This is a genomic window from Nocardia salmonicida NBRC 13393 (assembly GCF_001613085.1).
Taxonomy (GTDB): domain Bacteria; phylum Actinomycetota; class Actinomycetes; order Mycobacteriales; family Mycobacteriaceae; genus Nocardia; species Nocardia salmonicida.
On sequence record NZ_BDBR01000024.1, the window covers coordinates 1 to 23,878 of the forward strand.

Consider the following 23,878-nt stretch of genomic DNA (forward strand, 5'->3'; position numbering starts at 1 on the left):
CCGGCGGGCGGCATCGGCCGACGCGGCGGAGGACCGCCGGGGCGATCACCCGACTGCGGGGGGAGACCCGATTGCGCACCCCGAGCCGGACGACCGCCGCGCGGATCATCGCCGTGGGGGGAGGACTCGTAGGGCGAACTCACTGACCAGATCTCCATAACTTGTAAGGTTCGGACACACAACATCCGCGCCGGAGTACCGGCGCGGAGAGGGTGCACCCCGAACAGTGGCGCATCACGCGGTGGCCACCATTACTTGTGCGGGCAGCCCGTTACTCGGCAGCCCCGTCGCTCGACAAGCCATCATTCGGCAGCAGAGCGCCGGGCTCGCGAACTCGTCCGTCGCCTGGCAGGCGCGGGAGCCGTGCCGAGCACGTACGACTGCACCAGATGATTCCAGCTGCACGAGCGGCATACCTCGACGACATGCACCGAGAATTCTTCGTTCGACTCGGCCATCCGAATCAGTTCCTCGGGCGTCCGCGCCGACCCGGCCGCTTGGCCGAGCCCATCGCCGAACACCCACGAAACCAACGTCAGCTGCTCTTTTCGACAGATCGGACAGGTCGCCTCGCTGCCTCGGCCATGGAACTTCGCGGCCCTGAGCAGATAGGGATTCGCGTCGCACACCTCGGCGACGCCGACCCGCCCCGCGTAGACATCGGCCAGCAGGGACCTGCGCCGAAGCGCATAGTCCACCACCTGCCGCTGAATTCGCACGATCACCAGAGTAGCGGGGTTCGGATTCACGTGCCCACGGCATCGTTTGATCCGACTTTGCCGATTAAACTCCCGATACCGGGGTTCATCCGGATGTTTTCGCAGGTGAGGTGACCCACGGCCATGGCTGATTCCGGGCAGCGACGGGCCGCCGTCGATTCGGTGCTGCGCGCACGTGACATCGATCGCGCACAGGTGTCGACCGTGCTTGACGCGGCCTACGCCGAGGGCCAACTCGGCGCGCAGGAGCACCACGACCGCGTCGCGTCGGCGAGCAGCGCGCGCACCGTCGGCGAGCTCGCCCGCCTGACCGCAGACCTGCAATCACCTGCGGTTTTCGGCGAAGACGCCCCCGTCGAACGCCCCCGCCGCCGTACCCCCGACCAGTACCCGGCCCGCACCAGAGCGAGGTCGACCGATCGCGCGACGACCGTCGCCGCCCTCGACACCGCCCACGCCGACGGCCAACTGGATTCCGACGAACACGCCGCAATGGTCGAATTAGCCGCAGAAGCACGAACATTGGGCGATTTGTCCACCTTGGTGGCCGAACTCCACCAGCGCCCGGCCGCGCCGGCCAAACCGCGCGCCCGCCGAGACCGCACCCGCACGGTCGTCATCGCGCTCGCGGTGGTCACCGCGACAGCCGGATTCGCCGTCACTGTTCGCGATCGTGCCGAGGCCCGTCCGGTGACCGTCTTCGACACCGCCGCCCCCCTGGTCATCCCGACCCCCGCCCCGACGACCATCGCGGGATTCCTCCATATCCGTGCTCTGCTCGAAGCGAAGTTCGGCAACGCTGTGGTCGATCAGATCTCTTTCCATCCAGACAGCGCCGACCTGCGTCGCGAAGTCACCGGCCAAGGCGCGTTCTCGGCCGACTACCAGTACCGCGGCGGCATAGAGCCCAAGTCGGCGGTGATCACCGCTCGCAAGCGCGACACCGTCGCGATCGACCTCGGCCAGGTGAACACCGACGCCCTCGGCTCGGCGCTGGCGAAGGCGGTGACCGAATTGCGCGTCCCCGACGGCAAGATCCAGCACTTCTCGATCGACGCCGACACCTCGACCAAGCAACCGACCATCAGCATCTATGTGGGCAACGAGCGCTCCCAGTCCGGGTGGTCGACGATGACGCTGTCGGGCGAACTGATCCGCGCCCACCCCTACGAAGAGAAGTAGCCGCGGCGATGTCGAAGAAACCAGCTCCATTGCGCGCCCGTGACAGCGACCGCGCCGACGTCTGCGCCGTGATCGACGCGGCACTCGCCGACGGCCAACTCACCGCGAGCGAACACCTCGCGCGCTCCGACAAAGCCATGCGCGCCGAAACGTTCGCAGTCCTCGACCGCCTGATCGATGATCTGCAAACTACCGACGACTTCGCCGCCACGCCCATCGCCCGCGGCGTCGACGGCGCGGCACGTCGCAGGTGGATTCCGGTGGCCGCGATCCTCGCCGCGGGAGTCGTCGGCCTAGCCACCGGCTTGCTCGGCCGCACGATCCTCGACGCGTCCGAACCGCTGCCCGACCTCACCACCGCCGACGGCCTCGCCTACTTCGTCGCCGAATACCACGCCGAGTTCGGCACCACTGTCATCGACGAAGCCACCGTGCACCCCGGCCACGTCTCGGTCTCGCGCGCCGGCGCTCCCGGAAGCAGGGACAGCTACACCTTCCGCGGCGATTTCGACGCTGGAAACTCCCCTCGTGCACGCCCCGTCGATGCCCCCACTCTCGACCTCGCGACGCTCGACCTGGCTCGCTATGCCCGGATCATCGCAGGTGCCCCGCAGACGATCCGCCTCCCCGACGGCCGGATCTCCCACGTTCTCATCGACTTCCGCGCGGGAACGACAAAGGATGCGGTGCCTGAGGTCACCATCTACGTCAGTAACGACCGCAACCAGTCCGGGCACCTCAAAATCGCCCTCGACGGCGAACCTCTCTCGGTCTACCCCTACAGGCCCTAGCTCGGACATATCCCTGACCTGCGTCGATGACGCATGCGTCACATTCGACTGTGCGTAGATGTATCGCTCCGATATAGTTGGAACTCGCATCCACGGTTAGGTCCGTTCGGCCTGTCAGGTCGACATAGTCAGGGAGTGAGGTCGGCAGTGCTCGAATTGGCGATTCTCGGCCTGCTCCTCGACGCGCCCATGCACGGTTACGAGCTGCGCAAGCGGTTGACGGGCCTGCTCGGAGCGTTCCGGGCCTTCTCCTACGGTTCGCTCTACCCGACGCTGCGCAGGATGCAGGCCGACGGGTTGATCGCCGAGGAGCTTCCGGACGGCGCGCTCGCGCGTCGTGCGCGCCGCGTCTACCGGCTCACACCGGTAGGCCGGGAACGGTTCTCCGAACTCCTTGCCGACACCGGTCCGCAGAACTACACCGATGACGGCTTCGGCGTTCACCTCGCCTTCTTCAGCCGCACTCCCGCCGAGGCGAGAATGCGGATCCTGGAGGGCAGGCGTCGTCAGGTCGAGGAGCGCCGAGAGGGTCTGCGGGAAGCGATCAAGAAGGCCAGCGGGTCACTGGATCGCTATACCAAGCAGCTCCACCAGCTCGGATTGGAATCAAGCGAGCGCGAAGTGCGCTGGCTCAACGAGTTGATTGCGGCGGAGCAATCGACGAAGGCGGCACCACAGAAAGAGGGAAAGAGCGGCCATGAGTGATGTCAACAAGGTTGGATCCGGCGAAGTTCGCGTCGCGATCGTCGGTGTGGGCAACTGCGCATCGTCGCTGGTGCAGGGCGTGCAGTACTACAAGGATGCCGACGAGAACCAGGTCGTTCCCGGCCTCATGCACGTCAAGTTCGGTACCTATCACGTACGCGACGTGAAGTTCGTGGCCGCGTTCGATGTCGACGCCAAGAAGGTCGGCTTCGACCTGGCCGAGGCCATCTTCGCCAGCGAGAACAACACCATCAAGATCTCCGACGTGCCGCCGACCGATGTGACGGTCCTGCGTGGCCCGACCCTCGACGGCATCGGCAAGTACTACGCCGAGACCATCGAGCAGTCCGAGGCGCCCGCGGTCGACGTGGTCAAGGCGCTCGAGGATGCTCAGGTCGACGTGCTGGTCTCGTACCTGCCCGTCGGTTCCGAAGAGGCCGACAAGTTCTACGCGCAGTGCGCGATCGACGCGAACGTCGCCTTCGTCAACGCGCTGCCGGTCTTCATCGCCTCAGACCCGGTCTGGGCGCAGAAGTTCGTCGACGCCGGTGTGCCGATCGTCGGCGACGACATCAAGTCGCAGGTCGGCGCGACCATCACCCACCGGGTGATGGCCAAGCTGTTCGAAGACCGCGGCGTGGTGCTCGACCGCACCTACCAGCTCAATGTCGGCGGCAACATGGACTTCAAGAACATGCTCGAGCGTGAGCGTCTCGAGTCGAAGAAGGTCTCCAAGACCCAGGCCGTCACGTCGAACCTCACCGGTGCGCTCGCGGGCAAGGTCCACGACCGCAACGTCCACATCGGTCCCTCGGACTACGTGGAGTGGCTCGACGACCGCAAGTGGGCCTACGTGCGTCTCGAGGGTCGTGCGTTCGGCGATGCTCCGCTGAACCTGGAGTACAAGCTCGAGGTGTGGGACTCGCCGAACTCGGCGGGCATCATCATCGACGCTGTCCGCGCGGCGAAGATCGCCAAGGACCGCGGCATCGGCGGACCCGTCATCCCGGCCTCGGCCTACCTGATGAAGTCCCCGCCGGTGCAGATCGCCGACGATGTCGCGCGCACTCAGCTCGAGGCGTTCATCATCGGTGCCGAGTAGTCACTGAACGAAAAGAGCCGGTGCGCACGAACTTCGTGCACACCGGCTCTTCTTGTCTCAGTCCAGGGAGACGTAGACCTCGACCGAGGTCGGACCGGTGTAGCGCTCCAACTCCGCCGTGTGCGAGCGGGTGATGGTGCCCGCGTTCTCGGCTTTGATCACCTGTGCCCACGCGGTGCGCAGCAGATCGTAGGGCTTGTCCGAGACCACGAACTTGGCGTAGCGGCCCGCGGGAATGCGGGTGAGCACGTCACCTTCGTCGATGTCCTCCAGCCCGGCCACCTCGTAGCCGAGCACGGCCACCGCGTGATCGTTCTGGCCGATATAGGCAGCCGCGCGGGGAACCGTCTTCTCCCGCGACAGATACCGATCCCAGGTGAAATTCACCAGATCAAGATCACGAGCGGTCACCTCACGGCCGGCCAACGGCACGGTGAGACCCGCGACCAAGCCGTCGTCGAGGGTGACGATTTCGAAATCCACGGCCATCAGCTGTCCTTCTCCTCGGTCAGCGAAACGAAGATCTCGACCGTGCGCTCGTCGGGATACTGCTCGCAATCGCCGGTATAGGCGCGCACGAATTCGCCCGCGGCCTCCGCGTCCCACACCTGGCGCCACAGCCCGACGATGGTGTCGCCGAGGTTGTCGCCGCTGGCCACGAATCGCGCGTAGCGCCCCGCCGGAATCCGGCCGAGCACGTCGCCTGGCTGCAGGTCGGCGAGGGTTTTGCACTCGTATCCGACGATGTGAGTCAGGTAGGAGTTGATCTCCGGCGCGAAATCGACATAGCCCGTCGCGACCGGCCCCGGTAACGTCCTCGCCCGCAGGTGCGCCCACGCCTCGACCACTTTGGCGCGGCGCGGCCCCTCGACGGCGAGCGCCGGGCTGCGAAGCACCGTGCCCGCGATCAGCGTCTCGGGACGGTCAACGACATTGAAATCCACCTGCGTAGCCCCTATGTCTAGTGTCGTCGCATGTCGGTACCGACCGCACATCCTCCCGTATCGGTCCGACAGGTTCCGCGCCGGGATCATTCGACCCCTGGTCGGGCGGTTCGCGCTCTGGGCAACGATGTTGCCATGTCGCCAGGGTAGTCGGGTCCGGGTGCGCCAACTCGTGATCTAGCGCGGCCCTTGGCCACCGAGCCCGGGGAACAATTCACCCGATGTCGACGGGTTCGGCGCGGGCGGAATGACGATCAACGGCGGCGGCGCGGGGCGCGGTGAGCTCGTCGGCGGACCGAAGATGTCGAAGCCGCCGCCCGGCGTCGGCGCCACACCGGTACCCGGGGTCGGTATCAGCGGCGGATTGGACAGCGGTGGCACCTCGAATTGTTCGACCGGCGTTCCGGCCAGCGCCGTGTCCATCGTCTGCTTCCAGATGTCGGCGGGCAGCCCCGAACCCCAGACGGCCCCACCGCGTCCCGTGCGCAACGGCTGCGGGTGCTCGGTGCCCACCCACACCGCGGTGGACAGGGAGGGCGTGTACCCGACCATCCACGCGTCCTTGTTGTCCTTGCTCTCGCCGAGCTGAGTGGTTCCCGTCTTGCTCGCCGACTGCCTGCCGCCTGCGAGCCCGTGGCCGTTGGAGTAGTTGGCGATCGGCACCATCGCCGACGTGGTGGCATCGGCGATCTCGGCGGAGATCCGCTGCTCGGGCTCTGAATGTCTCTTGCCCGTCGCGGTTTCCCAGCTGCGGTCGAGCAACACCCGCCCGTCCCCGGTGCTCACCTTCTGCACGAAGTACGGCTGGTGGTAAACCCCGGACGCGGCCAGCGTCGCGTACGCCGACGCCATGTCGAGGGGGCGCACCAGATACTGGCCGAGCACGATGCCGTTGAGCGGATAACCGTCCGGCTCCGCGAGGCTCACGCCGTCGACGCCGGGAATGTACTCGGGGATGCCGGCCAGGTGCGCGGCCTCGGCGATCGAGCGCGGACCGTCGGCCATCGTCATGGTGAGCCGGTAGAAGCTGGTGTTCAGCGAGCGTTTGAGCGCCTCGGCGAGCGAGCATCGCCCGCACGAGTCGCCCTCGACATTGGTGATCTCGGTTCCGCGGTCGGTGATGGGTGCGCTGTCGATCGCCCGCGAGATGGGAATGCCTTGCAGTTGGGCGGCGACGAGGGCGAAAACCTTGAACGCGGAGCCTGTCTGGAGCGGCGCCTGCGCGAAATCGAACCCGGTCCCGTCCTCACCGCCGTAATAGGCGCGCACCGCCCCGCTGCGCGGATCGATCGACACCACCGCCGAGCGCAGTTCCGGCGGCTGCCACGACAACCGCTCACGCACCGAATCCACCGCGCCCGCCTGCGCCGCGGCATCGATGGTGGTGGTGATCTGCAGTGCGCCCGTATTGATGTCGGCGTCGTCGAGACCGGCGGCGCGCAATTCGCGCAGTACCTGGGTGCGGATATGCCCTTCCGGTCCGAGCGCGACGGCTTCGGCGGGCACATCGTCGAGCGGGATGATCGCCGGGAACTCCGTCGCGTCGCGGTCGCCCGGCGCGAGCGCGGTCATCTCGACCATCCCGTTGAGCACGTACTGCCAGCGCGCCCGCAACTGATCGAGATGGTTCTCCGGATCCAGCACCGAGGGTGAGCGGATCACCGCCGCGAGCACCGCGCCCTCGGCGAGGGTCAACTCCGGCACCGGCTTGTCGAAATAGGCCTTCGACGCGGCGGCGATCCCGTATGCCCCACGCCCGAAGTAGATGGTGTTGAGATAGGCGGACAGGATCTCGTCCTTGCTCCACTGCCGTGCCATCTTGGCCGCGATGATCAGCTCCCGCATCTTGCGGGTGACGGTGCGTTCAGAACTGAGGAAGGCGTTCTTCACGTACTGCTGGGTGATCGTCGAGCCGCCGCCCGCGTTGTCCTGTCCGCTCACATTGTCGCGAGCGGCCCGCAGGAAGCCGCTGGTCGAGTACCCGGCGTTGGTATAGAAGGTGCGGTCTTCGGCCGCCAGCACGGCGTCGCGCACCGGATACGGCACATCGGTGAGCGGAATGGGAATCCGATTGCCCTGTGGCGGAATGAATTTCGTCAGCACCGTGGTGCCGTCGGCGGCCAGCACGGTGGCGGGCTGCTCGACCGCGACCTCGGCCGGTTCGGGGATCTCCGAACTCCAGTACACCGCGACGAACAGCAGCGCGGGCACACACACGAAGATCACGAACAACGCGAGCAGCAGCCGCCGGATGCGTTGACCCCTGGTGCGCGGCTTACGTTCCGAGGGCTGTTCGTCGGTGCCGAGCCGGGCGGCCTGTTCCCGTCGTGCGCGACCCTTGTCGCTGGGCCCGTCGGTCTCGGCCAATCGTGCTGCCTGTGCCCGTCGCGCCGCACCCTTGCTCGGCTTCTGGTCCTTCGCCAGTGGATCGCGGAACCCGGCTATCGAGGTATACGGCACGTCATCATCGGAACGCCCGCGCCCGCGCTGGGAGGCCACACCATCTCCTTTCGGAGCGAGGACAAGAACTCACCTGCACCGATGTCGATATCGGTGCAGGCGACTCTACCCGGCGGTGGCGGCAGAACCCGGCAGGTCAGCTCTTGACGCCGCCCGCGGTGAGACCGGAGATGATGCGACGCTGGAAAATCAGCACCATGATCACCAGCGGCACGGTGACGATCACGCCCGCCGCCATGATGGCCGCGTACGGCTGCACCAGCGGGTCGTTGCCCGAGAAGCTCGCGATCGCGACCGTCACCGGTTTGGTGTCGTCGCCCGACAGCAACCTGGCCAGCAGGTACTCGTTGATCGAGGCGATGAAGGCCAGGATCGCGGTGGTGAACACCGCGGGCGCGGCCAGCGGCAGCATGATCAACCGGAAGGCCTGGAACTTGCTCGCGCCGTCGATGCGCGCGGCCTCTTCGAGCTCCCACGGCAGTTCGGCGAAGAACGAGGCCAGGATGTAGACCGTCATCGGCAGCACGAACGAGATGTTCGGGATGATCATCGCCTGGTACTGGCCGATCCAGCCGATATCGGTGAACAGCTGGAACAGCGGCGTCACCAGCACGACGGCCGGGAACATCGACGCCGACAGGATCAGCCCCGAGACCAGGTACTTGCCCGCGAAGGCCATCCGCGCCAGCGCGTAGGCCGCGAGGACACCGAGGATCAGCGCCACGGCGGTGGTCGCCGATCCGATGATCACGCTGTTGAGCAGTGCCTTGCCGAAGTTGTTGCCGCGGCTGGTGTCGAAGGCGTTGCGGAAGTTCTCCAGCGTCACGTGGGTCGGCCACGGGGTGCTGTCGAAGGTGTGGGCCGGGTCGCGGAACGCCACCACGGCCATCCAGTAGAACGGGCCGAGGCCCCACACCAGCACGATGGCGACACCGAGGTAGAGCCGCACCGTGCCGATCCGCTTGCGCCACGACACCGGCTGCACCGGCAGTGTCTTCGACTCGACGGCAGGTTCTTTCATCGTCGAAATGCTCATCAGTTCGCCTTCCGCTGATCTTCTTGCGTGCGAACAGCGTTGGCGCCCAGCACCTTCACCAGGATGAACGCGATCGCGAAGACGAGCAGGAAGGTGATCACCGACAGTGCCGCGGCGCTGTTGGGACCTTGGCGCACCTGCTCGACCACCAGGATCGACAGCGTGTTCGTCGACGGGTTGCCCAGCGTCATGATCGCGGGCAGGTCGTAGATGCGCAGCGTGTCCATGGTGCGGAACAGGACCGCGACCAGCAGTGCGGGCTTGAGCAGCGGCAACGTGATGTGGAGGAACCGCTGCCAGGCGGTCGCGCCGTCGACTTTGGCTGCCTCGTACACGTCGGCCGGAATCACTTGCAGCCCAGCCAGAATCAACAAGGCCATGAACGGCGTCGTCTTCCACACATCGGCCGCGATCACCGCGAACCGCGAGGCCCACATGTCCGAGGTCCACAGGATGTGCGTGCCGAGCACCCGGTTCACCACGCCGTCGTACTGGAACATGAACTCCCACAACCGCGCTGTGACCGCGGTGGGAATCGCCCACGGGATCAGCACGGCGGCGCGCAACAGCGCCCGACCGCGGAAGGTCTTGCCCATCACCATGGCCATGCCGAGCCCGAGCAGGGCCTCGATCGACACCATCACCACGGTGAAGAACAGGGTGATCCCGACCGCCGACCAGAACTGCGAGCCGAGGGTGCCGGTGGGGCACGACACCGTGCCGCTCAGCGACCCACACTGCTGCAGCAGCCAGTGCGTGTAGTTGCTGAATCCGGCGCTGCCGCCCTCGACGAACATCCCGGTGGCCGGGTCGATGCCGGAGTCCTTCGAGAAGGACATCCAGATCGCCTCGACCACCGGATATCCGATGACCACGGCCAGTGCGACGAGCACGGGCGCGACGAACAGCCACGCCTTGCCGGATTGTCGCAGTTCCAGCGCTAGCCCGCGCTGCTTGGCTCCCGAAGGATCCGACACCGTTACTACTCTCCTACGGTCTGGTCGGGTCCGCTGCGCGTACCGCTACGAACCGGCGGTCTCGATGCCCTTTTGCATGCCGGCGACTGCGTCGTCGACGGACTTCGTGCCGTTGAGGGCAGCATAGGCGTTGTCCTGGATAGCCTTCGACACCGCGGGATAGAACGGGGTCACCGGACGCGGCACGGCGCTGGCGATGGATTCCTTCAGCGTGGGCAGGTACGGCATCTTCGCGATCAGGGCCGGGTCGTCGTAGAGCGAGGAGCGCACCGAGGGCAGCGAGCCCGAGGCGATGATCTGCTGCGCCTCTTCGCTGATCAGGTAGCGAACGAAATCGGCGGCAGTGGCCTTGTTCTTGGAGAACGCGCTGATCGCGGCGTTGTAGCCACCGAGGGTGGAGGCGCCGACGCCTTTGTCGCCCGGCAGCGGGGCGACGCCGAACTTGTCCTTCACCGCGGAGCCCTCGGCGGATGCCTGGGCGAACAGGTAGGGCCAGTTGCGCAGGAACAGCAGCTTGCCCGACTCGAACGCGCTGGCGCTCTCGCCTTCCTTGAAGGTGATGGCTTCCTTGGGGATGTCACCGTTCTTGTAGGCGTCGACGAGGACCTTCAGGCCCGCCTTGGACTCCGGGCTGTTCACGGTGGGGGTCTTGCCGTCGGCACCGACGAAGCTGCCGCCGAAGGCGTTGATGACCTCGGAGGTGTTCACGGTCAGGCCCTCGTAGGGGGCGAGCTGACCGGCGTAGCAACCGATGTTGTTGTCCCGAGCCACCTGGCACTGACCGAGCATCTCGCCCCAAGTCTTCGGCGGGTTGGGCACCAGGTCCTTGCGGTAGTACAGCAGGCCGCCGTTGGTGTTCTTCGGTGCCGCGTACAGCTTGCCGTTGTAGGTGGCGCTGGCCACGGTCGGCGCGAGCAGCGGCGCGGTGTCGATCGCGAAGCTGTCCTCGAGCGGCTGGATCCAGCCCTTGGCCGCGAACTCGGCGGTGTTCGGCACGTCGAGGGCGACCACGTCGTAGCCGTCCTGCTTGGCGCGGAAGTGCTCGGCGAGGTCGTCGTGCTGCTGGGTGCCGTCGGCGGACTGCTCCTTGAACGTCACCTGCTCGTTCGGGTGCGCGGCGTTCCAGCGGTCGATGAGCTGTTTGACCACACCGGTCTCGGTGGTGTCCTTGCCTTCGACGTAGGTGATCGGGCCGCGGCCCGTCAGGTTCTGGTCGAGTGCGTTGCCACCGCTGTCACTGGAGCAACCACTGGCGAACGTTGCGGTGAGCAATGCGATCGAGGCAGCAGCCATCGTCGCTCTGGGGACAAACTTCAAGGCCATCGCAGACACTCCAGGGTCAAGACGTGAGCAGCAGCACACCGTGCGGTGCAACAGGCAACATACATGGTGAGAGGTCCCCGCGTCCGATCGTCCTGGTCTTGGGCTTACTTCCCGGTCAGTTCGCTTACGATTCGCTGTCGGTGCCGTGCCCTACCCTCGACACTGTGACCAGTCCACCGCCGTCGACGCCCGATCGGATGCTCACCCGCATCGGTGGTTTGCTGCGTAAAGCCGAGTCCACCGACAATGCTCACGAGGCCGAAGCCTTCCTCGCCGCGGCACAACGGCTGGCGACGAAATCTTCGATCGATCTGGCCGTGGCGCGCTCGCATGTGGCCTCGCGTGAGCGCAGGTCGGTCCCTGTTCAGCGGATTGTTCCGATCGGCGAACCGGGCCGAAAGGGCCTGCGCACCTACGTTCAGCTGTTCGTCGCGATCGCGGGCGCCAACGACGTTCGCTGCGATGTCGCCCGTACCTCCGCCCAGGTCTACGCCTACGGCTTCGCCGCCGACATCGATACCTGCGAAGCGCTCTACGCGAGCCTGCTCATCCAGATGGTCCGGGCGTCGGACCACTACATCAAATCCGGCTCCTACCGCGAGGCGACGGTCAGCAAGATCGTCACCGAGAAGCGCCTCGGTCGTACCGTGCGCCGCAAGGTGGAGGTCCCGGTGGCAGGCGTCACCGCCCGCCTGAACTTCCAGATGGCCTTCGCCGCCCGGATCGGCGCCCGCCTGGCCGAGGTGAAAGCCGAGGTCGTCGCCGAGGAATCGGTCGTCGAATCGACGGGAACCGCCCTGGCCTTGCGCGACAAAGAGGTCGCGCTCACCGATTTCTACACAGCCACCTCCGAGGCTCGCGGAACCTGGCGAGGCCCGCAAACCTCCACCGGTCACTCCGCGGCGGCGCGGCGGGCAGGCGACCGAGCGGGCCGTACCGCCCGCCTCGGCACCGCACCGGAACTCCCTGCCGCACGCGGGAAGCTGTCGGGTCGATGAGCTGTGTCGCCGGGTAGTTCTGAACGGCCGCGGCGTGACAGTCAGCGCGCCAAGGTCTACGACGGTGAGCAGTTGGTGCGTGGGGTGTTCGATCGTGCCGACGAGTTCGGGCATCGGACGGTCGATGTCTACGGCTCGCAACTGACCTTGCCGGTGGAGCGGCGCTTCGCCTCTGTGGAGTCGGTGCAGAGTTATGCCGACAAGGTGCTGGCGCTGAATTGGGTTCGCGCGAAATGGGAGCGGGCCGCGGTATCGATCAGGGTCCGCGCCCGTGGTGGTGCCGCGGCCGCGCACTACGAGCCGGAGACCGCCGTCCTCGCCGTCCCGCTGCACACCGGTTCCACCGCATGGGCGCTTCGCGAATTGGTGGTCCTGCACGAACTCGCCCACCACCTGTCGCCCGATTCGGCGGCAGCACCGCACGGGCCCGAATTCTGTAGCCGCTATGTCGAATTGGTCGACGGTGTGATCGGCCCGGAGGCCGCCTTGCTGATTCGAACTACGTTGACCGGGTGCGGTGTTCGTTTCGGCTAGCCGCGCTCGAGCAGTGCGCTGACTCGCTCGTAGCGCCGCAACCACCAGTCGACCCGCTCGGGATCGGGGTGTCGGTACTTGTCCAGCAATGCGAGGTCGGGCTCCGGCGGCGAAGTCGGGACCGGCAACCAGCCGTCGACCGGCAGCAACGACTCCGCGACGAGATCACCTTCGAACAGTGCGAGCGTGCCAAGACCACAGGCGAATTCGAGCTCGGGCAGCGCGCCCGCCAGCGCCAGCTGCGCCGCCAAGCCGACGCTGGTCTCGAGCGCCGACGAGACCACAGTCGGCAGCCCGGCCGCCCCGGCGACCGCCAACGCTCGTCGTACCCCGCCCAACGGCGTGCACTTGAGCACCGCCACATCAGCGGCCCCCGCCACCGCCACCCGCATCGGATCCTCGGCCCGCCGAATCGACTCGTCTGCCGCGATCGGCACCGAAACGCGGCGGCGTACCTCGGCCAATTCCGCGACGGTCCGGCACGGCTGTTCTACGTATTCCAAACCCCCGGCGGCCTTATCGATCTCCTCGATATGCCGAACAGCGGTCTCCACGTCCCACACCGCGTTCGCGTCGACCCGCACAGCCCCGGATTCCCCGATCGCCTCCCGCACCGCCGCCACCCGAGCCACATCCTCGGCCAGCGAGTCGGGGTGATCCGCCACCTTCACTTTCGCGGTCGCACAACCGGATTCCCGAACGATCCGGCCAGCTCGCTCGGCATCCACCGCGGGCACAGTGCAATTCACGGGAATGTGATCGCGCACCGGCGCCGGCCACCCCACTGTCACCTGCTCGACAGCGGTAGCCAACCACCCAGCCGCTTCGCGATCGTCATACTCGGGAAACGCGCAGAATTCCCCCCAGCCCAACTCCCCGCGAATCAACATCCCCTCGCGCACGGTGATCCCCCGAAACCGTGTCCGCAACGGAATCGCATAGACAAAGAGGTCGGCGCTCACCGGACCGATCGTAGAGGTTGCGGCCCGGCCCGAGGCTCGAGCCGGACGGCGGCGCTCGCGGTGAGCGCCGCCGTCGCGCGTCACAGCCGTTCGATGATGGTGGCGTTGGCCAGGCCACCCGCTTCGCACATGGTCTGCAAACCGTAGCGCGCCCCACGCTGCTGCATCGCGTGCACCAGCGTGGTCATCAACCGCGCCCCGGACGCGCCGAGCGGATGCCCGAGCGCGATCGCCCCACCGTTGACGTTGACCCGGCTCATATCCACACCGGTCTCCTTCGCCCATGCCAGCACAACCGGCGAAAACGCCTCGTTGATCTCGAACAGGTCGATGTCGGCGATCTCCAGACCCGCCCGTCGCAGCACCTTCTCGGTGGCCGGGATGACCGCGGTGAGCATCAGCAACGGGTCGTCGCCCGCGACGGAGAAGCTGTGGAGCCGGGCCAACGGCCGCAGCCCGAGTTGCTCGGCGCGTTCGCCGGACATGATCAGCACCGCGGAACTTCCGTCGCTGACCTGGCTGGCCGAGGCGGCGGTGATCTCCCAGCCGATCTGCGGGAACCGCGCCGCCATCGCGGGGTCGTAATAGGCGGGCTTCAGTTTCGCGAGGGTGTCGATGGTGCTGCCGACCCTGATTCCCTCGTCGGTGTTCAATCCGTTGATCGGCGCGAGTTCATCGGCGAAGAGTCCGTCTTTGGTTGCCCGAGCGGCCTTTTCATGACTGCCGAGGGCGAATTCGTCGAGCTGGGTTCGCGTCAGGCCCCACTTCGCGGCGATGAGCTCGGCGCTGATTCCCTGCGGGACGAGATCGTCGGGATAGCGCTGCGCGAAGGCGATGCCGGACAGATCGGTGGCACCGAGCACGCTGGCGCCCATGGGAACTCGTCCCATCGATTCCACGCCCGCTGCCACGACGATGTCATAGGCCCCTGCGATCACCCCCTGCGCCGCGAAGTGGATCGCCTGCTGGCTGCTGCCGCACTGCCGGTCCACCGTCGTGGCGGGCACAGATTCCGGATACCCGGCGGCCAGTGCGGCCCGCCGGGTCATGTTCGCCCCTTGTTCGCCGACCTGGGTGACGATGCCGCCGATCACATCGTCGATCAGCACCGGATCGATCCCGCTGCGCTCGACCACCGCGCGCAGGCTGTGCGCCAGCAGATCAACCGGATGAACGTCGTGAAGTGCGCCGTTCGGCTTACCCCGCCCGATCGGGGTGCGTACCGCTTCGACGATGACCGCGTCTCGCATGGGAGTCCTCTTTCGACAACGCTGGCTCTATCTAACAATAGCCAGCGTAGCTGCTAACTATCATCGACTCAAGTCAGATTCGCTATGATGTCCCTCATGGCAGCCGTGATGGAAGGACCCCTGGCCGATCTCAGCAAATGGGAAACGGCAGGCTGTTCCATCGCCAGGGCCATGGACCTCATCGGCACCCGCTCCGCGATGCTCATCCTGCGCGAGGCCTACTACGGCACCCGCCGCTTCGACGGCTTCGCCCGCCGCGTCGGCATCACCGACGCCGCCGCTGCGGGCCAACTCCGCAAACTCACCGCCGCCGGCCTCCTGGAAAAACGCCCCTACCAGGAAGAAGGCAAGCGGACCCGGCACGAGTACGTCCTCACCCAGATGGGCCGAGACCTACTCCCCGCGGTAGTGGCCCTCTGGCAGTGGGGCGACGCCTACCTCCAGCCCGGCCCCGCGCCCTTGCTTCGGGTGGACACCGAGACCGGCGAGCCGGTCCGCGTCGACCTCCGCACCCCCGACGGCACCGAGATCCCCCTCGAGCGCCTGGCTGTCCGGGTCAATGAGGACTATCTCCGAGACCGCGCCGAGCGCCGGAAGAAGAAGTCGGACGACTAGGCGCTGAACACGCCGATGGTCACGTCCTCGGTGCCGAGGGCTTGGAACAGGCTGACCCACAGCAGGACGACCGGTTCGGTGCTGCGAGCGGTGTTCAGGGCGCCGAGGTCGACCAGCTGCTCGTCGGCCCAGCCGAAGGAGTTCAGCAACTGCGCCACCTCCTTCTTGGCGTCGGTGTCGTCGCCGCTGAGGAAGATATTGTGCTGTCCGGGAATTCGGGTCGGGTCGACCATCACCTGATTGTTGGTGGTGTTGAGCGTCTTCACCACGCGGGTTGTGGGGAAGGCCTGCTGGATTTCCTCGGCGACGCTGCCCGCTTCGGGGACAACGAGTTTCGGCGGGAAGCCCTGCGAGAAGTCGAGTGCGTTGGAGACGTCGACAATGATCTTGCCCGCGAGGTTGTCCGTGCCTGCCGCGGTGAGGGCGGCCACCGAGACCGTGCCCGACGTGGCGTTCACGATCAGCTCGGCAGCGCCCGCCGCATCGGCGAAAGTGCCGTGTGTTCCCCCGGTTTCGGCGGCCCAGGCTGCCGCGTCGGCATTGTCGGCGGTTCGCGACCCCATCGTCACCGTGTGCCCGACCTCGATGAGCTTGCTCGCCAGCCGTCGACCCACCTGGCCGGTGCCGAGTACTGCTATGCGCATGTCACTACCTCATGTCGACAGATCTGCCCGGCGATCACCGGCGGTGAGCATCAGCATAGGCCGGACCAGGCATCGAGCCGAGCGTCTACGCGCACAGCGCAATCGGGCGCGGGCGACTCGATCGACGAGCCGCCCGCGCATCCGAATCAGCGCAGGCGGCGGCCGTCGACGCTGAAGAAGTACACGTGTTCGGAGTCGGTGGTGAGGCGGAGACGATCGCCCCTGCGCGGCGGGTTTCGCCAATCTACGCGCGCCACAATGGTTTCGCCGGTCTGACCGTTGATGCCGGTGGACAGGGCGCGGCCGTACACGTACGCGTCGGAGCCGAGTTCCTCCACCACGTCGACCTCCATCTCGAGGCCGCCGTCGCCCACCTCGAGGTGTTCGGGGCGGATGCCGAGCACCACGAAACCCTCACCCGCGTCGGACACCGCACGCGGCACCCGGACGGGATACCCACCGATGGTGACGGTTCCGTTCTCGACGGGCAGCGTGAACAGGTTCATCGCGGGCGAACCCATGAACCCGGCCACGAACATGTTCGCCGGATCGCGGTAGAGGTCGCGCGGCGACGCGCACTGCTGGAGCAGGCCGTCCTTGAGGACAGCGACCCGGTCGCCCATCGTCATCGCCTCGACCTGGTCGTGGGTGACGTAGACCGTGGTGGTCCCGAGCCGCCGCTGCAACTGCGCGATCTGGGTACGGGTCTGCACGCGCAGCTTGGCGTCGAGGTTCGACAGCGGCTCGTCCATCAGGAACACCCGCGGCTGCCGCACGATCGCGCGGCCCATCGCCACGCGCTGCCGCTGCCCGCCCGACAGCGCCTTCGGCTTGCGGTCGAGGTACTGCTCGAGGTCGAGGAGCTTGGCCGCCTCGAGCACCCGCTCGTCGCGCTCGGCCTTGGACACTTTGGCCAGTTTCAGCGCGAAGCCCATGTTCTCCGCGACCGACATGTGCGGGTAGAGCGCGTAGTTCTGGAACACCATCGCGATATCGCGATCCTTGGGTTCGGCGTTGGTCACGTCTTTGTCGCCGATCCGGATGCACCCGCCGTTGACCTCCTCGAGGCCGGCCAGCATCCGCAGCGAGGTCGATTTGCCACACCCGGAGGGTCCGACGAGCACCAGGAATTCGCCGTCGGCGATCTCCAGGTCGAGTGCGTCGACCGCGGGTTTGGTGGCGCCGGCGTAGAGCCGGGTAGCGCGGTCGAAAGTCACGGTAGCCATGCGTAGATCAACTTCCCATCCCGGCAGGAACGTGCCGGACGATCCGAGTAGTGGGTCGCTGGGGATCGTAGCGGCCGACAACGGCGCCGGGTAGCCTCGGTCGCGGAGCCAACCGAGCTATCGAGGAGCCAACGATATGAGTCGTCCGGTCCGTATCGGAGTCCAGCTTCAACCGCAGCACGCGCCCGATTACGGACTCATCCGTGACGCGGTGTTGCGGGCAGAGGACGCCGGGGTCGACATCGTCTTCAACTGGGACCACTTCTATCCGCTCACCGGCGACCCGGCGGGCGCGCATTTCGAATGCTGGACGATGCTCGGCGCGTGGGCGGAGCAGACCGAGCGGGTCGAGCTCGGCGCGCTGGTCACCGGCGGCGGCTACCGCAATCCCGACCTGCTCGCCGATATGGCGCGCACGGTCGACAACATCAGCGGCGGCAGGCTGATCCTCGGCATCGGCGCGGGCTGGTTCGAGCGTGACTACGACGAGTACGGCTACGAGTTCGGCACGCCGGGCACCAGGCTGAACTTGTTGAAGGACAGCATGTCTCGCCTCACCTCCCGGCTGGCGAAGCTGAACCCGCCGCCGGTGCGGGAGCTTCCGATTCTCATCGGCGGTGGTGGGGAGCGCAAGACGCTGCGCCTGGTCGCCGAGTACGCCGACATCTGGCACTCCTTCGCCGACGTGTCGACGCTGGCGCACAAGAACAAGGTGCTGGCAGAGCATGCGGCGGCGGTCGGCACCGACGAGTCGCGGATCGAACGCTCGGTGCAGTGGCAGGGGCGCGACAACGCGAAGGCGCTGCACGACGCGGGTGTGACTCTGTTCACCGTGGGCGTCTCCGGTCCCGCTTACGACCTGACCGAAGTGCGTCGCGCGATCGAATGGCGCGATGAGGTGAACCCCGAGGTGCTCGAAGGTCTCGCCTGAGTCCGGCGCGGCGACCCGGTGTAGCCGCCGCAGTGCCACGTCGCACGGTCGACGGCGGATACGCCTCGCGTGCGTAATCCTCGGTATGCAAGGTTGCGGCTAGGGTCTATCGGCATGGCAGGTGTACGAACTCGAGCGCGGATCGCTGCCCTCTTGCTCCTCGTCGGCGTCGCGGCGACCGGGTGCGGTGGCTCGGACACCAGCACCGCGAGCGATCTGTGTTCCCCACCGGGGCCATCGGCCGCCGCCGCCGCGCCCACCAACTTGGCCGCGGGCGAGACCGCGGGCGCCGATCGCTACACCACCGCGACGACGGCGCCGGTCGACTCGATCGACACCACGAAACTCGGCCTGCTCAATCCGGGCACCCTGAGCGTCGGCACCTTGTCCGACGCCCCGCCGAGCATCTGCGTCAACAGCGAGGGCGACTTCACCGGCTTCGACAACGAACTCCTCACCGCGATCGCCGAGAAACTCGGTTTGCGCGTGGAGTTCTCCGGCACCGAGTTCGCCGGCCTGCTCGCCCAGGTATCGGGCAAGCGCTTCGATGTGGGCTCGTCAAACATCACCACCACCGATGCCCGCCGCGAACTCGTCGGCTTCACCAACGGCTACGACTTCGGCTACTTCTCCCTTGTCGTTCCGCAGGGCAGCGCGGTGAAGGGCTTCGGCGATCTGAACCAGAGCTCGCGCATCGCGGTGGTGCAGGGCACCGTGCAGGACGAATTCGTGGTGAACCAGCTGAAGCTGGATCCGGTGAAATTCCCCGACTACAACACCGCCTACGCGAATCTGAAGTCCGGCCAGGTCGACGCCTGGGTGGCGCCGTCGGCCCAGGCCGAGGGCGCGATCAAGCCCGGTGACGGAATGGTGATCTCACAGAACACCTTCAGCCTCGACAACTTCGTCGGCTACGCGGTGGCGAAGAACAACCAGCCGCTGATCGACGCGCTCAACTCCGGCCTCGACGCGGTGATCGCCGACGGCACCTACGCTCGTCTCTACGCCGACTGGGTGCCACGCGAACTCCCGCCTGGCTGGAAGCCCGGTTCGAAAGCCGCACCCACACCCCAACTTCCGGACTTCAAGGCGCTCGCGGCCGAGAACCAGCCGGGAGAGACCGAACAGGTCGCGCAGAAATCGACCCTGCAGCAGTTGAAGGACACCTTCTTCGACTGGTCGTTGTACCGCAAGGCTTTTCCCGACCTGATCAAGGTCGGCCTGCCGAATACCCTGATCCTGGCCTTGGTTTCGGGTGTCCTCGGCACCGTGATCGGCATGTTGCTCGCGGTGATGGGCATCTCCCGCACCCGCTGGTTGCGCTGGCCCGCCCGCGTCTACACCGACATCTTCCGCGGCCTGCCCGCCGTGGTGATCATCTTGCTGATCGGCCTCGGCGTCGGCCCGGTGGTCCGGAATATCACCGGCGGCAACCCGTACTGGCTCGGCGCGGTGGCGCTGGCGCTGCTCTCGTCGGCCTATATCGGTGAGATCTTCCGCTCGGGTATCCAGTCGGTGGAGCCCGGTCAGCTCGAGGCCGCGCGCGCCATCGGCTTCGGGTACCGGCAGTCGATGACGCTGGTGGTGATTCCGCAGGGTGTGCGCCGGGTGCTGCCCGCGCTGATGAACCAGTTCATCGCGCTGATCAAGGACTCGTCGCTGATCTACTTCCTCGGCCTGCTCGCCTCCCAGCGCGAGCTGTTCGCCGTCGGCCGCGACCTCAACGCCCAGACCGGCAACCTGTCCCCGCTGGTGGCCGCGGGCCTGATGTATCTGGTGCTCACCATCCCGCTCACCCACCTGGTCAACTACATCGACCAGCGCATGCGCACCGGCAAACCCACCCCCGCCGACCCGATCGAGCAGGCGGTCATCACAGAAGGGCGAGGCGCGTGAGTGCATCGTTGACCGGCACCGGGCTCAACCTGACGCTCGGCAACAACCACATCCTGCGCGGTGTCGACATCCACGTCGAGGCAGGCCACGCCACCACCGTCATCGGCCCGTCCGGCTCCGGCAAATCGACCCTGCTGCGGGTGCTCAACCGCCTGCACGAGCCCGATTCCGGCGACGTGCTCCTCGACGGTAAGTCGGTGCTGAAGGACAACCCCGACAAGCTGCGCCAGCGCATCGGCATGGTCTTCCAGCAGTTCAACCTGTTCCCCCACAAGACCGTCGCCGACAACATCGTCCTCGGCCCCCGCAAACTGCGTGGCCTGTCCGCCGACGAGGCCCGTGCGCTGGCGATCGAACAGCTCGAGATCGTCGGCTTGGCCGACAAGGCCGACGCCAGGCCCGCGTCGCTGTCGGGCGGTCAGCAGCAGCGCGTCGCCATCGCCCGCGCACTGGCCATGAAACCGGAGCTGATGTTCTTCGACGAGGCCACCTCCGCGCTCGACCCGGAGCTGGTCAAGGGCGTGCTCGCACTGATGGCCGACCTCGCCTCGGGCGGTATGTCGATGATCGTGGTGACCCACGAGATGGGGTTCGCGCGCGAGGTCTCCGACAGTGTCGTGTTCATGGATCAGGGCGTCGTCGTGGAGACCGGTACCCCCGACGCCCTGTTCGACGACGCCGAGACCCCACGCCTGCGTCGCTTCCTCGATCAGGTCCTCTGACCAGGTTCGGGGGGTCGCAGCAACCCATGCGCAACTGCTAATGTCGGAAGTGCTTCAGCTCCATTCGATCAGTACCGGACCGAGTTCCGGGAAACCGGAAAGAGAGAGCCGATGACCACCACGCACGCCGAACATCCGCAGCACACCCACGTCCACGGGCCCACCTGCGGCCACGTCGCCGTTCCGCACGAGGACCACGTCGACTACGTCCACGACGGCCATCTGCACCGCGAACACGAGGGCCACTTCGACGAGTGCGAGACCTCAGCACACGTCGAGCACACCGCCCACACCCACGAGCACGGCCCCGGCTGCGGGCACGTCGCCGTGCCGCACGGCGACCACGTCGACTACATCCACGACGGTCACCGCCACGCTGCCCACGCGGACCACTACGACGACCACTGACCACCAGGCGCCGACACCACCTCGGGTGGGGTCGGCAGCCCGCAATACCTCTGGCTCGACGATCGATCGGTTCCCCGGATACTGTCTGTGCCTGCGGCCTGCGTCATGCCTGCCGATTCATGGATGGGGAATTCTCGGCCGATGGGCAAAACAATCAGACGCACAATGGCTTTCGGTGTCGTCGGCAGTGTGCTGGCCGCGTGCGTCGCTACCTTCGGCGCGGGCAACGGCCTAGCCGACGAGCGCGATCCGATCGTCGAATCCAAGAAACTCCTCGCGACGCCGACCACCGCGAACGGCTCGAACATCATCTCGAGCAGGGTCGATGGCCGAAATCTGACCATGCTGGTCTTCTCCGCCGCGATGAACAAAGCCATCACCGTGAAGGTGCAGCGGCCTGAGGACGCCTCCGTGCCGCGCCCGGCGCTCTACCTCCTCAACGGCGCAGGCGGCGGCGAGGACCGCGCGACCTGGTGGCAGAACACCGATGTCGGCGACTTCCTCGCGACCAAGGACGTCAATGTGGTGATGCCGATCGGCGGCGCCTGGGCGTACTACACCGACTGGCAACAGGACGACCCCGCGCTGGGTCGCAACAAATGGCGCACCTTCCTCCTCGACGAACTCCCGCCCCTGGTCGACGCGGCGCTGGGCACCAATGGCGTCAACGCCATCGCCGCCAACTCGATGACCGCCACGGCCGTTCTGCAATTGGCGGAGGCCAGGCCGGGCTTCTATCAGTCCGTGGCCGGCTACAGCGGCTGCGCGCAGATCGCCGACCCGATCGGCAAGCAGTTCACCAAGCTGGTCGTGGAGACCTACGGTGGCGGCGATGTCACCAATATGTACGGTGCCGACGACGACCCGGCCTGGACCGCCAACGATCCCGTCATCCACGCCGAGAAGTTGCGCGGCACACGGCTGTTCGTCTCGGACGCCTCCGGTCTGCCCGGCCCGCACGACCGCGTCGACGACCCGTACATGATGAATCCGACGCCGGTCGGCCTGGCCAATCAGGTCGTCGTCGGCGGCATCATCGAGGCGGCGGTCAACTGGTGCACCCGCAATCTCGAGTCCCGGCTGGACGAGTTGGGGATTCCCGCGACCTTCGATCGTCAATCGAGCGGCACGCACTCCTGGGGCTACTGGCGCGATGCCTTCTATCGGTCGTGGCCGGTTCTCGCCGCGGGCTTGGGACTGCCCGAATAGTCGTACGCGAGTCAGCCGGTGACGGTGGCGAAGGCGGCCCAGAGCAGCGGTGAGTTCTCGGGCGTCGGCGCGTCACGCCAGGCGGCCAGTCGCGACCTTTGCCAGGTCAGCAGGGTGGGGACGGGTGTGGGTGAATCGTGGGCGGCGTCCACGGCGCAGATGGCGGATTGCAAGGGGTAGGTCGTGGTGGGGATGAGGGTGTGGAAGGCGTGGTCGGTGGGCAGGGGCCAGCGGGTGGCCGTCACCAGTTCCGCGCCCGCTGCCAGGGCCGCGGTGGTGAGGCCGAGGGCCTCGGTGAAGCGCAGGTCGCCGCCGCTTTCGCAGGCGATCAGGGCTACCCGGCTCGGCATCGGCCAGAGGTCGCGGCCGGGGATCGGGTGCGAGTCGAGCGAATGGGTGCCGAGTAGGAGGTCTTTCGCGGAGAGGGGGCGGTGGGTGCGGTTCGTCGCCGCGAAGCCGCGCGTATCGGCGGTGCAGCTGAGGTGCAGTTCGGCGTGTTCGCTCTGCCCGGATTCCGGTGCGGGGGCGGTGACATGGCCGACGTAGACGAGTCGGCTCGCACCGGCCCGGAGAACTTCGGAGAGCCAGTCACGGTCGGTGTCGGCGCGGCGGAACAGCTCTACGGGATCGTCGGCACGGGGCACGACGCGCTTGCCGTACCGGCCGAAATGCCGGGCCACCAGGGTTTCCGGGCTCGGTCGACCGAGTACCGATCCGAGCTCTGAGTCGGCACGGAATCCGGGCACCCGAGGATCGAGCACCGCGACGACGGGCAGATCGTGAGTGTCGTTCCAGTGGTGCACGATTCGTTGCGGCGCGTGAACCACCGACACCGGCGCGAGCAGGCTCACATCGGCGATATCGAGCAGCCGGAGCGCGGGATCGGGAGCGATGAGCTCCCACGGAACCTGCGCCAGCCGTGGCGAAGGCTGAATCCGCAGATGCGGCCGAACCCCGCGCTGCGAGAGTTCGTAGAGCTGCACAGCCAATCCATAGGGCAACAGGGTGCGCGACAATGCTTGCGCCAGCGCGCTTTCCGCAGCGGGATCGACCAGCGCGCCCTCGGTCATCACACGCCGCAGATCCTCGGGCCGGGCGGGATCGGGCACCGCCTCGGTCAGCAGCCGCAGCGTCTCGCGCACCTGGTCGCGGGGCAGTGTGGCGACCCCGCGTGCGAGCGCGTCGTCGACCCATCGCCACGACACGTAGACATCGCCCGCGTCAGCCATCCTGATGAGCGCGGT

Annotated in this window: 24 protein-coding genes; 12 read left to right on the forward strand and 12 right to left on the reverse strand. The window is 66.9% G+C overall.

Translation table 11 applies throughout. The features are described 5' to 3' along the window. Positions 1-302: 302 nt before the first annotated feature. A complete protein-coding gene (locus tag NS1_RS22820) occupies positions 303-719 on the reverse strand; it encodes a DUF5318 domain-containing protein (RefSeq protein ID WP_170112103.1) in 417 nt (138 codons plus the stop codon). A 123-nt stretch (positions 720-842) separates the two neighbouring features. Here NS1_RS22820 and NS1_RS40895 point away from each other — a divergent pair, with 123 nt between their 5' ends. From NS1_RS40895 to NS1_RS22840, 4 genes are all read left to right on the forward strand, one after another. Beyond that, positions 843-1,901 carry a DUF1707 SHOCT-like domain-containing protein gene (locus tag NS1_RS40895; RefSeq protein WP_062987604.1) on the forward strand — a complete coding sequence of 353 codons (1,059 nt, stop codon included), beginning with the start codon at positions 843-845 and terminating at the stop codon, positions 1,899-1,901. A gap of 8 nt (positions 1,902-1,909) precedes the next feature. After that, the gene (locus tag NS1_RS22830; protein ID WP_063816237.1) at positions 1,910-2,692 is read left to right on the forward strand and encodes a DUF1707 SHOCT-like domain-containing protein; all 783 of its coding nucleotides are present in this window, start codon (positions 1,910-1,912) and stop codon (positions 2,690-2,692) included. Between the two features lie 147 nt (positions 2,693-2,839). Continuing rightward, on the forward strand, positions 2,840-3,397 hold the full coding sequence (locus NS1_RS22835) for a PadR family transcriptional regulator (protein WP_056823890.1): 558 nt from the start codon (positions 2,840-2,842) through the stop codon (positions 3,395-3,397). Next, on the forward strand, positions 3,390-4,499 hold the full coding sequence (locus NS1_RS22840) for an inositol-3-phosphate synthase (RefSeq protein ID WP_062987608.1): 1,110 nt from the start codon (positions 3,390-3,392) through the stop codon (positions 4,497-4,499). Before NS1_RS22835 ends, NS1_RS22840 begins: the two co-directional genes overlap by 8 nt. Positions 4,500-4,556: 57 nt before the next feature. Here the strand turns inward: NS1_RS22840 and NS1_RS22845 are convergent, their stop codons facing one another. The 6 genes from NS1_RS22845 to NS1_RS22870 all read right to left on the reverse strand — a co-directional run bounded on the left by NS1_RS22845 (position 4,557) and on the right by NS1_RS22870 (position 11,239). Further along, positions 4,557-4,988 (reverse strand): GyrI-like domain-containing protein, encoded by a 432-nt coding sequence (locus NS1_RS22845; protein ID WP_235569908.1) that lies wholly within the window; start codon positions 4,986-4,988, stop codon positions 4,557-4,559. Beyond that, positions 4,988-5,443 (reverse strand): GyrI-like domain-containing protein, encoded by a 456-nt coding sequence (locus NS1_RS22850; RefSeq protein WP_056823884.1) that lies wholly within the window; start codon positions 5,441-5,443, stop codon positions 4,988-4,990. The genes NS1_RS22845 and NS1_RS22850 overlap by 1 nt, the downstream gene beginning before the upstream one ends. A 177-nt stretch (positions 5,444-5,620) precedes the next feature. Beyond that, positions 5,621-7,942: a transglycosylase domain-containing protein gene (locus tag NS1_RS22855; protein WP_062987610.1), complete on the reverse strand. Its 2,322-nt coding sequence runs from the start codon at positions 7,940-7,942 to the stop codon at positions 5,621-5,623. Between the two features lie 97 nt (positions 7,943-8,039). Next, the gene (locus tag NS1_RS22860) at positions 8,040-8,939 is read right to left on the reverse strand and encodes a carbohydrate ABC transporter permease (RefSeq protein WP_255284648.1); all 900 of its coding nucleotides are present in this window, start codon (positions 8,937-8,939) and stop codon (positions 8,040-8,042) included. After that, positions 8,939-9,916 carry a carbohydrate ABC transporter permease gene (locus NS1_RS22865; protein ID WP_062987612.1) on the reverse strand — a complete coding sequence of 326 codons (978 nt, stop codon included), beginning with the start codon at positions 9,914-9,916 and terminating at the stop codon, positions 8,939-8,941. Before NS1_RS22865 ends, NS1_RS22860 begins: the two co-directional genes overlap by 1 nt. 45 nt (positions 9,917-9,961) lie before the next feature. Next, complete coding sequence (locus tag NS1_RS22870; protein ID WP_062987614.1) at positions 9,962-11,239, reverse strand: ABC transporter substrate-binding protein; 1,278 nt, start codon at positions 11,237-11,239, stop codon at positions 9,962-9,964. Positions 11,240-11,436: 197 nt separating this feature from the next. Here NS1_RS22870 and NS1_RS22875 point away from each other — a divergent pair, with 197 nt between their 5' ends. Continuing rightward, positions 11,437-12,237 carry a DUF2786 domain-containing protein gene (locus tag NS1_RS22875; RefSeq protein ID WP_062987616.1) on the forward strand — a complete coding sequence of 267 codons (801 nt, stop codon included), beginning with the start codon at positions 11,437-11,439 and terminating at the stop codon, positions 12,235-12,237. Positions 12,238-12,240: 3 nt separating this feature from the next. Continuing rightward, entirely contained in the window at positions 12,241-12,771 is a 531-nt protein-coding gene (locus NS1_RS22880; RefSeq protein ID WP_062987618.1) for a TIGR04338 family metallohydrolase, read from the forward strand. On the opposite strand, the gene NS1_RS22885 is transcribed toward NS1_RS22880, so the two are convergent. Continuing rightward, a complete protein-coding gene (locus NS1_RS22885) occupies positions 12,768-13,733 on the reverse strand; it encodes an o-succinylbenzoate synthase (RefSeq protein ID WP_255284649.1) in 966 nt (321 codons plus the stop codon). The genes NS1_RS22880 and NS1_RS22885 overlap by 4 nt on opposite strands. Before the next feature lie 80 nt (positions 13,734-13,813). Then, positions 13,814-14,983 (reverse strand): thiolase family protein, encoded by a 1,170-nt coding sequence (locus NS1_RS22890; protein ID WP_062987620.1) that lies wholly within the window; start codon positions 14,981-14,983, stop codon positions 13,814-13,816. Positions 14,984-15,067: 84 nt separating this feature from the next. Here NS1_RS22890 and NS1_RS22895 point away from each other — a divergent pair, with 84 nt between their 5' ends. Next, the gene (locus NS1_RS22895; protein ID WP_062987622.1) at positions 15,068-15,598 is read left to right on the forward strand and encodes a winged helix-turn-helix transcriptional regulator; all 531 of its coding nucleotides are present in this window, start codon (positions 15,068-15,070) and stop codon (positions 15,596-15,598) included. On the opposite strand, the gene NS1_RS22900 is transcribed toward NS1_RS22895, so the two are convergent. Together NS1_RS22900 and NS1_RS22905 are read right to left on the reverse strand one after the other, a co-directional pair. Further along, the gene (locus tag NS1_RS22900; RefSeq protein WP_062987624.1) at positions 15,595-16,242 is read right to left on the reverse strand and encodes an NADPH-dependent F420 reductase; all 648 of its coding nucleotides are present in this window, start codon (positions 16,240-16,242) and stop codon (positions 15,595-15,597) included. The two genes, NS1_RS22895 and NS1_RS22900, sit on opposite strands and share 4 nt — an antisense overlap. Before the next feature lie 146 nt (positions 16,243-16,388). Beyond that, on the reverse strand, positions 16,389-17,468 hold the full coding sequence (locus tag NS1_RS22905) for an ABC transporter ATP-binding protein (protein WP_056823862.1): 1,080 nt from the start codon (positions 17,466-17,468) through the stop codon (positions 16,389-16,391). Positions 17,469-17,604: 136 nt separating this feature from the next. Here NS1_RS22905 and NS1_RS22910 point away from each other — a divergent pair, with 136 nt between their 5' ends. From NS1_RS22910 to NS1_RS22930, 5 genes are all read left to right on the forward strand, one after another. Continuing rightward, the gene (locus tag NS1_RS22910) at positions 17,605-18,399 is read left to right on the forward strand and encodes an LLM class F420-dependent oxidoreductase (protein WP_062987626.1); all 795 of its coding nucleotides are present in this window, start codon (positions 17,605-17,607) and stop codon (positions 18,397-18,399) included. Positions 18,400-18,513: 114 nt separating this feature from the next. Beyond that, positions 18,514-20,295, forward strand: coding sequence for an ABC transporter substrate-binding protein/permease (locus NS1_RS22915; protein WP_062987628.1), 1,782 nt, complete (start codon positions 18,514-18,516; stop codon positions 20,293-20,295). Then, the gene (locus NS1_RS22920; RefSeq protein WP_056823853.1) at positions 20,292-21,017 is read left to right on the forward strand and encodes an amino acid ABC transporter ATP-binding protein; all 726 of its coding nucleotides are present in this window, start codon (positions 20,292-20,294) and stop codon (positions 21,015-21,017) included. Before NS1_RS22915 ends, NS1_RS22920 begins: the two co-directional genes overlap by 4 nt. 111 nt (positions 21,018-21,128) lie before the next feature. Then, positions 21,129-21,425 (forward strand): hypothetical protein, encoded by a 297-nt coding sequence (locus NS1_RS22925; protein WP_056823850.1) that lies wholly within the window; start codon positions 21,129-21,131, stop codon positions 21,423-21,425. 141 nt (positions 21,426-21,566) lie between these two features. Further along, complete coding sequence (locus NS1_RS22930; RefSeq protein WP_084503926.1) at positions 21,567-22,634, forward strand: alpha/beta hydrolase; 1,068 nt, start codon at positions 21,567-21,569, stop codon at positions 22,632-22,634. 11 nt (positions 22,635-22,645) lie between these two features. On the opposite strand, the gene NS1_RS22935 is transcribed toward NS1_RS22930, so the two are convergent. Continuing rightward, positions 22,646-23,863, reverse strand: a complete 1,218-nt coding sequence (locus tag NS1_RS22935) for a CHAT domain-containing protein (protein WP_062987822.1) — start codon at positions 23,861-23,863, stop codon at positions 22,646-22,648. Positions 23,864-23,878 lie beyond the last annotated feature (15 nt).

Excerpts from the sequence above, each read along its gene's own strand:
- NS1_RS22860 (WP_255284648.1), bottom strand. The coding sequence starts at position 8,939 with ATGAGCATTTCGACGATGAAAGAACCTGCCGTCGAGTCGAAGACACTG.
- NS1_RS22840 (WP_062987608.1), top strand. The coding sequence starts at position 3,390 with ATGAGTGATGTCAACAAGGTTGGATCCGGCGAAGTTCGCGTCGCGATC.
- NS1_RS22915 (WP_062987628.1), top strand. The coding sequence starts at position 18,514 with ATGGCAGGTGTACGAACTCGAGCGCGGATCGCTGCCCTCTTGCTCCTC.
- NS1_RS22910 (WP_062987626.1), top strand. The coding sequence starts at position 17,605 with ATGAGTCGTCCGGTCCGTATCGGAGTCCAGCTTCAACCGCAGCACGCG.
- NS1_RS22830 (WP_063816237.1), top strand. The coding sequence starts at position 1,910 with ATGTCGAAGAAACCAGCTCCATTGCGCGCCCGTGACAGCGACCGCGCC.
- NS1_RS22895 (WP_062987622.1), top strand. The coding sequence starts at position 15,068 with ATGATGTCCCTCATGGCAGCCGTGATGGAAGGACCCCTGGCCGATCTC.
- NS1_RS22905 (WP_056823862.1), bottom strand. The coding sequence starts at position 17,468 with ATGGCTACCGTGACTTTCGACCGCGCTACCCGGCTCTACGCCGGCGCC.
- NS1_RS22890 (WP_062987620.1), bottom strand. The coding sequence starts at position 14,983 with ATGCGAGACGCGGTCATCGTCGAAGCGGTACGCACCCCGATCGGGCGG.
- NS1_RS22935 (WP_062987822.1), bottom strand. The coding sequence starts at position 23,863 with ATGGCTGACGCGGGCGATGTCTACGTGTCGTGGCGATGGGTCGACGAC.
- NS1_RS22875 (WP_062987616.1), top strand. The coding sequence starts at position 11,437 with ATGCTCACCCGCATCGGTGGTTTGCTGCGTAAAGCCGAGTCCACCGAC.
- NS1_RS22900 (WP_062987624.1), bottom strand. The coding sequence starts at position 16,242 with ATGCGCATAGCAGTACTCGGCACCGGCCAGGTGGGTCGACGGCTGGCG.
- NS1_RS40895 (WP_062987604.1), top strand. The coding sequence starts at position 843 with ATGGCTGATTCCGGGCAGCGACGGGCCGCCGTCGATTCGGTGCTGCGC.
- NS1_RS22845 (WP_235569908.1), bottom strand. The coding sequence starts at position 4,988 with ATGGCCGTGGATTTCGAAATCGTCACCCTCGACGACGGCTTGGTCGCG.
- NS1_RS22870 (WP_062987614.1), bottom strand. The coding sequence starts at position 11,239 with ATGGCCTTGAAGTTTGTCCCCAGAGCGACGATGGCTGCTGCCTCGATC.
- NS1_RS22925 (WP_056823850.1), top strand. The coding sequence starts at position 21,129 with ATGACCACCACGCACGCCGAACATCCGCAGCACACCCACGTCCACGGG.
- NS1_RS22930 (WP_084503926.1), top strand. The coding sequence starts at position 21,567 with ATGGGCAAAACAATCAGACGCACAATGGCTTTCGGTGTCGTCGGCAGT.